The sequence below is a fragment of the Monashia sp. HAY1-5C genome (genome assembly GCF_056755255.1).
In genome coordinates, this window is sequence record NZ_JBPGXG010000196.1 from 1 (window position 1) to 6234 (window position 6234).

Consider the following 6234-nt stretch of genomic DNA (forward strand, 5'->3'; position numbering starts at 1 on the left):
TCCGTCGTCGGCAGCGTCAGATGTGTATAAGAGACAGCCGACACACTGGTTCGAGGTGTTCCCCGACTCCCGGGAGTCGAGGCACCCCTGGACCGGGAGGACGAAGACGCATGACCCAGACGCACGACGTCATCAACCCCGCCACCGAGCAGGTGGTGCGCTCGGTCGAGCTCGCCTCCCTCGAGGAGGCCGACGCCGCCATCGTCCGCGCCGCGGACGCGTTCCCCGCGTGGCGGGACGTCGCGCCCGGGGACCAGGCGCTGCTCCTGCGCCGGTTCTCCGACCTCGTCGGCGAGCACCAGGAGGAGCTGGCCCTCCTCGAGGTGCAGAACGCGGGGCACACGATCGGCAACGCCCGGTGGGAGGCGGGGAACGTCCGCGACGTGCTGGCCTACTACGCGGGCGCCCCGGAGCGGAACCTCGGGCAGCAGATCCCCGTCGCCGGTGGCCTCGACGTGACCTTCCGCGAGCCCCTCGGGGTCGTCGGCGTCATCGTGCCGTGGAACTTCCCGATGCCGATCGCCGGCTGGGGCTTCGCGCCGGCGCTCGCGGCCGGCAACACCGTCGTGCTCAAGCCCGCCGAGCTGACCCCGCTGACGGCCATGCGCCTCGGCGAGCTCGCCCTCGAGGCGGGGCTGCCCGAAGGCGTGTTCACCGTCGTCCCGGGCCAGGGCTCGGTCGTGGGCGAGCGGTTCGTCACGCACCCGGCCGTGCGCAAGGTGTGCTTCACCGGCTCCACCGAGGTCGGGCAGCAGATCATGCGCGGAGCCGCCGACCAGCTCAAGCGGGTCACCCTCGAGCTCGGCGGCAAGAGCGCCAACGTCGTGTTCGACGACGCCGACCTCGAGCTCGCCGCGGCCCGCGCCCCCTACGGCGTGTTCGACAACGCCGGTCAGGACTGCTGCGCCCGTAGTCGGATCCTCGTGCAGCGCAACGTCTTCGACCGGTTCATGGAGCACTTCGAGACGGCGGTACGCGGTGTCGTGGTCACCGACCCCACCGACGAGGCCTCGGAGATGGGGCCGCTCATCAGCGCCGACCAGCACGCTCGGGTCCGTTCGTACGTCGAGGACGCGCCCGACCGCGTCGACGTCGCCTTCCGCGGTGCGGCCCCCGGCGGCTCGGGCTACTGGTACGCGCCCACGGTGGTCCTGCCCGGCTCGACGTCCGACCGGGTCTGGCAGGAGGAGGTGTTCGGGCCGGTCGTGGCCGTCATGCCCTTCGACGACGAGGCCGACGCCGTCGCCAAGGCCAACGACACCGCGTACGGGCTCTCCGGTTCGATCTGGACCCGTGACGTCGGGCGGGCCCTGCGCGTCGCCCGTGGCATCGAGGCCGGCAACCTGTCGGTCAACTCCCACAGCAGCGTCCGCTACTGGACGCCGTTCGGGGGCTTCAAGCGCAGCGGGATCGGGCGCGAGCTCGGCCCGGACGCGCTCGACGCGTTCACCGAGGTCAAGAACGTCTTCATCTCCACCGACTGAGTGCACGACCGACACCCCCGGACAGCAAGGAAAGAGGAGTCATGGCAGGCAGGCTCGACGGCAAGGTCGCAGTCATCACGGGCGGGTGCTCCGGCATCGGCCTGGCCACCGCGCGGCGGTTCGCCGAGGAAGGGGCGAAGGTCGTCATCGGCGACCTCGACGCCGTCAACGGCCCGCGCGTCGCCGAGGAGGTGGACGGCACGTTCGTCACGGTCGACGTCGTGAGCAAGGAGGAGGTCGACGCGCTCTTCGCCACCGCCAAGGAGACCTACGGATCGGTCGACATCGCCTTCAACAACGCCGGCATCTCCCCGCCCGAGGACGACTCCATCCTCGACACCGACCTCGACGCGTGGCGCAGGGTCCAGGAGGTCAACCTGACGTCGGTCTACCTCTGCTGCAAGGCCGCCCTGCCCTACATGCTCGAGCAGAAGAAGGGCTCGATCATCAACACGGCCTCGTTCGTGGCCGTCATGGGCGCGGCGACGTCGCAGATCTCCTACAGCGCGAGCAAGGGTGGCGTGCTCTCGATGAGCCGCGAGCTCGGCGTCCAGTTCGCCCGCGAGGGCGTCCGCGTCAACGCGCTGTGCCCGGGTCCGGTCAACACGCCGTTGCTGCAGGAGCTGTTCGCCAAGGACGAGGAGCGGGCCGCGCGCCGTCTCGTGCACGTGCCGATGGGCCGGTTCGGCGAGCCGGAGGAGATGGCCAACGCCGTGCTCTTCCTCGCCTCCGACGAGTCGAGCTTCATCACGGCCTCCACCTTCCTCGTCGACGGCGGCATCTCCGGTGCCTACGTCACGCCCCTCTGACACCGTGTCTCGCGTCGAGGAGGGGCCGTGTCGGACACCGTGACCCGCCCGGTCATCGGGATCACGTCGTACGTCGAGCCGGCGTCGCGCGGCGACTGGGTCGACGTCCCGTCGGCCCTCCTGCCGCACAGCTACGTGCGCAAGGTCGAGGAGGCCGGCGGCATCGCCCTCGTCATCCCGCCGCGGCCCGACGGCTCCGAGGACCTGATGCGTGCGGTGCTCGGCCGGCTCGACGGGCTCGTCATCGCGGGTGGGGCCGACGTCGCGCCGGAGCTGTACGACGCGACACGGCATCCGACCGTCCAGGCCTCGCGCCCGGACCGTGACGCCACGGAGGTGGCGCTCGCCCGGGCCACGGCGGCCCTCGACGTGCCGGTGCTCGGCATCTGCCGGGGCATGCAGGTCATGGCCGTGGCCGCGGGCGGCCGGCTCGAGCAGCACACTCCCGAGCGCGTCGGGCACGAGGGGCACTCGCCGGCGCCCGCCACGTACGGCAGCCACCCGGTGCGCACGGTGGCGGGCACCCGCCTGTCCGCCGTGCTCGGCCCGTCGGTCGACGTCCCGAGCTACCACCACCAGTCGGTGCTGACGCACCCCGGGTACGTCGCGGCGGCGTGGGCCGACGACGGCACGCTCGAGGCGATGGAGGACCCGGCCGCCAGCTTCCGGCTGGCCGTCCAGTGGCACCCCGAGGAGGGTGAGGACGCCCGGCTCTTCGACGCGCTCGTCGACGCGGCGCACGCCAGGGTGCGGGGCCGGTCGGCCCGCACCTGAGCACGACGGGCCGCGCGAGGGCGCTGCGGCACGAGATGTCGGTCCCAGCATCCGGACCGGGTGTTTCGGCGATGTTTCCGCGCCCCTACATTGACGAGCGTGAAGCCGCACCTCGTGCACACCAGCACGCTCATTATCGACTAGCGCGACGAGAGACCCTCGTCGCGCAGACCTCCCGCACCCCGGGGGGTCTTTTTGTTTCCCGAACCACCGTGAGGGAGACCGCGGCCCAGGCCACACCCGGCACGGGCGGCACCGGCCCCAGGCCCGATGACGAGCACCGAGGACGACCGCACACGGAGCCATCCCCGAGATCGAGGACAATGAAGGCCATGGAAGCGCTGCACGTCTACGACACCACCCTGCGCGACGGCGCCCAGCAGGAGGGTCTCAACCTGTCGGTGTCGGACAAGCTGGCCATCGCCGGGCTGCTCGACGACCTCGGGGTCGACTTCATCGAGGGTGGCTGGCCGGGGGCTAACCCGAAGGACACGGAGTTCTTCGAGCGCGCCAAGGGCGAGCTGCGACTGCGCCACGCGACGCTCGCGGCCTTCGGGGCGACCCGACGGGCTGGGGGCGTCGCGGCGCAGGACCCCCTCGTGCAGGCCCTCGTCGACTCCGGCGCAGCAGTCGTGTGCCTCGTCGCGAAGTCACACACCGGCCACGTCGAGCGGGCCCTGAAGACGACGCTCGAGGAGAACCTCGCGATGGTCCGTGACACCGTCTCGCACCTCGCCCGGCAGGGCCGGCGCGTGTTCGTCGACTGCGAGCACTTCTTCGACGGCTGGCTCCTCGACCGCGACTACGCGCTGTCCGTCGTGCGCACGGCGCACGAGGCGGGCGCCGAGGTCGTCGTCCTCTGCGACACCAACGGCGGCATGCTGCCGCACCAGGTCGAGGAGGTCGTCGCCGACGTCATCGCCTCGACGGGTGCCCGCATCGGCGCCCACTGCCACAACGACACCGGCTGTGCCGCCGCCAACTCCGTCGCCGCCGTGCGGGCCGGGGCGACGCACGTGCAGGGCACCGTCAACGGCTACGGCGAGCGCACCGGCAACGCCGACCTCGTCACCGTCGCCGCCAACCTCCAGTTCAAGCTCGGCCTCGAGGCCATGGCGCCCGAGGCGTTCCGGCGGGCCATGCACATCGCCCACGCCATCAGCGAGGTGACGAACGTGCCGGCGTACAGCCGCCAGCCCTACGTGGGCGCGAGCGCCTTCGCGCACAAGGCCGGCCTGCACGCCAGCGCGCTCAAGGTCGACCCCGACCTCTACCAGCACATGGACCCCGAGCTGGTCGGCAACGGCATGCGCACGCTCGTGTCGGACATGGCGGGCCGGGCCAGCATCGAGCTCAAGGCCCGCGAGGCCGGGCTCGACCTGTCCGGGCGGCCCGACGTCGTCGCGGCGGTGCTCGCCGAGGTCAAGGACCTCGAGCTGCGCGGCTGGACGTTCGACGCGGCCGACGCCACCGTCGAGCTGATGATCCGCGAGGCCCTCGAGCCGGGTTGCACGCACTACTTCGAGGTCGAGTCGTGGCGCGTCATCACCGACTCCTCGGGCACCGGCGACGCCACCTCCGAGGCCACCGTCAAGCTGCGCGCCGACGGCTCGCGCCTCATCGCGACCGGCGAGGGCAACGGCCCGGTCAACGCCCTCGACCACGCCCTGCGCGACGCGCTGTCCCGCGCCTACCCCGAGATCGAGAAGCTCGAGCTCATCGACTTCAAGGTGCGCATCCTCGACGCGTCGCACGGCACCGACGCCGTGACCCGCGTGCTCATCGAGACCTCCGACGGCGAGACGTCGTGGGACACCATCGGCGTCGCGGGCTCGATCCTCGCCGCGTCGTGGCGCGCACTCACCGACGGCATCGTCCGCGGCCTCATCCGGCAGGACGTGCCCAGGCGCTGACGGGGCCCGCGCCGCAGGAGGGGTGCCCGTGGGGTCGCCGCCGCGCCGGCGGTGGGCGCCGTCAGGTCGTCCCGCGCAGCAGGGTGAGCAGTCCGGGGAGCCAGGAGCCGGACCTCGCCCGGAAGGTGTCGGGGTCGAGCGTCGCTGCCCCGGCGGGGACGGCGCCGAGCAGGCCCTCGGGGAGGCCGGCGAGGTGGTCCCGGTTCGTGACCTCGACGACGTCGGGGTCCTCGGGCCAGGCGCCGATGACGACGCCCAGCTGACGGATACGCCTGTGCCCCAGCGCCTCCCGAGTCAGCATGGTGTGGTTGAGCGTGCCGAGAGAGCTGCGGACGACGAGCACCACGCCGACGTCCGGCAGGCCGCGCGCGAGGTCCGCGAGGGTCTCGCCCGCGTCGGTGAGCTCGACGAGCAGGCCGCCCGCGCCCTCGACGAGCACGTGGTCGTGCCCGGCTGACAGGCGACGCACCGCGTCGACGTGGTCGGCGAACGCCGGCAGGGCCGCCCCCTCGAGCGCGGCCGCGGCCCGGGGCGCCATCGGCGCAGGCAGCCGGACCCCCTCGGAGCCCGGAACGCCGGACAGGCGCTCGACCTCCGCGACGTCGCCCGACTCACCGGGTGCGACGCCGGTCTGCGTCGGCTTGAAGACCGTGACGCGTCGGCCGGCGCCAGCCAGCACGGCCGCCACGGCTGCGGTCGCGACGGTCTTGCCCACCTCGGTGTCGGTGCCGGTCACGACGATGACCGCCGGCAGCGTCACGGCTGCCCCGCCGGGGCGGTCGGTACCGCGTGCACGGCGGCGACGACGGCGACGAGCTCGGCGGCCTCGGCCACGGTGTCGGCGGGCAGGTCGGCGCGGGCGGTGACCCGCAGCCGCGAGACGCCGTCGGGCACGCTCGGCGGACGGAAGCAGCCGACGAGGATGCCCTGGGCCCGAAGCTCGAGGGCAGCCGCGACCGCGGCGTCGGGCGAGGGCATCGCCAGGGACTGCACCGCGCCGGCGGCCGGCGTGATGCCGCAGCGGGCCGCGATCGTGCGGGCGTTCTCGCGCACCCGCGCCGCGAGCCCCGGCTCGTCGGTGACGATCTCCGCGGCGGCGAGCGCGGCCCCGGCCGCGCGGTGTTGACCAGGTGCTCCCGCAGGGCGACCGGGCCGACCACCTCGTCGTGACGCTGACCCTGTCCAAGGCGCTCGGCTCCCAGGCTGTCTCTTATACACATCTCCGAGCCCACGAGACGGAGCTACATCTGGTGT

General features: G+C 72.8%; 6 protein-coding genes. 4 read left to right on the plus strand and 2 right to left on the minus strand.

The annotated features are described in order from the left end of the window. The first annotated feature begins 110 nt into the window (after nucleotides 1–110). The 4 genes from ACR9ZK_RS20270 to cimA all read left to right on the plus strand — a co-directional run bounded on the left by ACR9ZK_RS20270 (nucleotide 111) and on the right by cimA (nucleotide 4980). On the plus strand, nucleotides 111–1484 hold the full coding sequence (locus ACR9ZK_RS20270) for an aldehyde dehydrogenase family protein (RefSeq protein WP_481343769.1): 1374 nt from the start codon (nucleotides 111–113) through the stop codon (nucleotides 1482–1484). Nucleotides 1485–1525: 41 nt separating this feature from the next. Next, entirely contained in the window at nucleotides 1526–2293 is a 768-nt protein-coding gene (locus tag ACR9ZK_RS20275; protein ID WP_481343770.1) for a 3-oxoacyl-ACP reductase, read from the plus strand. 27 nt (nucleotides 2294–2320) lie between these two features. After that, entirely contained in the window at nucleotides 2321–3067 is a 747-nt protein-coding gene (locus ACR9ZK_RS20280) for a gamma-glutamyl-gamma-aminobutyrate hydrolase family protein (RefSeq protein WP_481343771.1), read from the plus strand. Nucleotides 3068–3399: 332 nt separating this feature from the next. Beyond that, entirely contained in the window at nucleotides 3400–4980 is a 1581-nt protein-coding gene (cimA, locus tag ACR9ZK_RS20285; protein WP_481343772.1) for a citramalate synthase, read from the plus strand. A gap of 61 nt (nucleotides 4981–5041) precedes the next feature. On the opposite strand, the gene bioD is transcribed toward cimA, so the two are convergent. Both bioD and ACR9ZK_RS20295 read right to left on the minus strand, forming a co-directional pair. Beyond that, nucleotides 5042–5740, minus strand: a complete 699-nt coding sequence (gene bioD, locus ACR9ZK_RS20290) for a dethiobiotin synthase (RefSeq protein WP_481343773.1) — start codon at nucleotides 5738–5740, stop codon at nucleotides 5042–5044. Next, nucleotides 5737–6033 carry a hypothetical protein gene (locus ACR9ZK_RS20295; protein ID WP_481343774.1) on the minus strand — a complete coding sequence of 99 codons (297 nt, stop codon included), beginning with the start codon at nucleotides 6031–6033 and terminating at the stop codon, nucleotides 5737–5739. The genes bioD and ACR9ZK_RS20295 overlap by 4 nt, the downstream gene beginning before the upstream one ends. Nucleotides 6034–6234 lie beyond the last annotated feature (201 nt).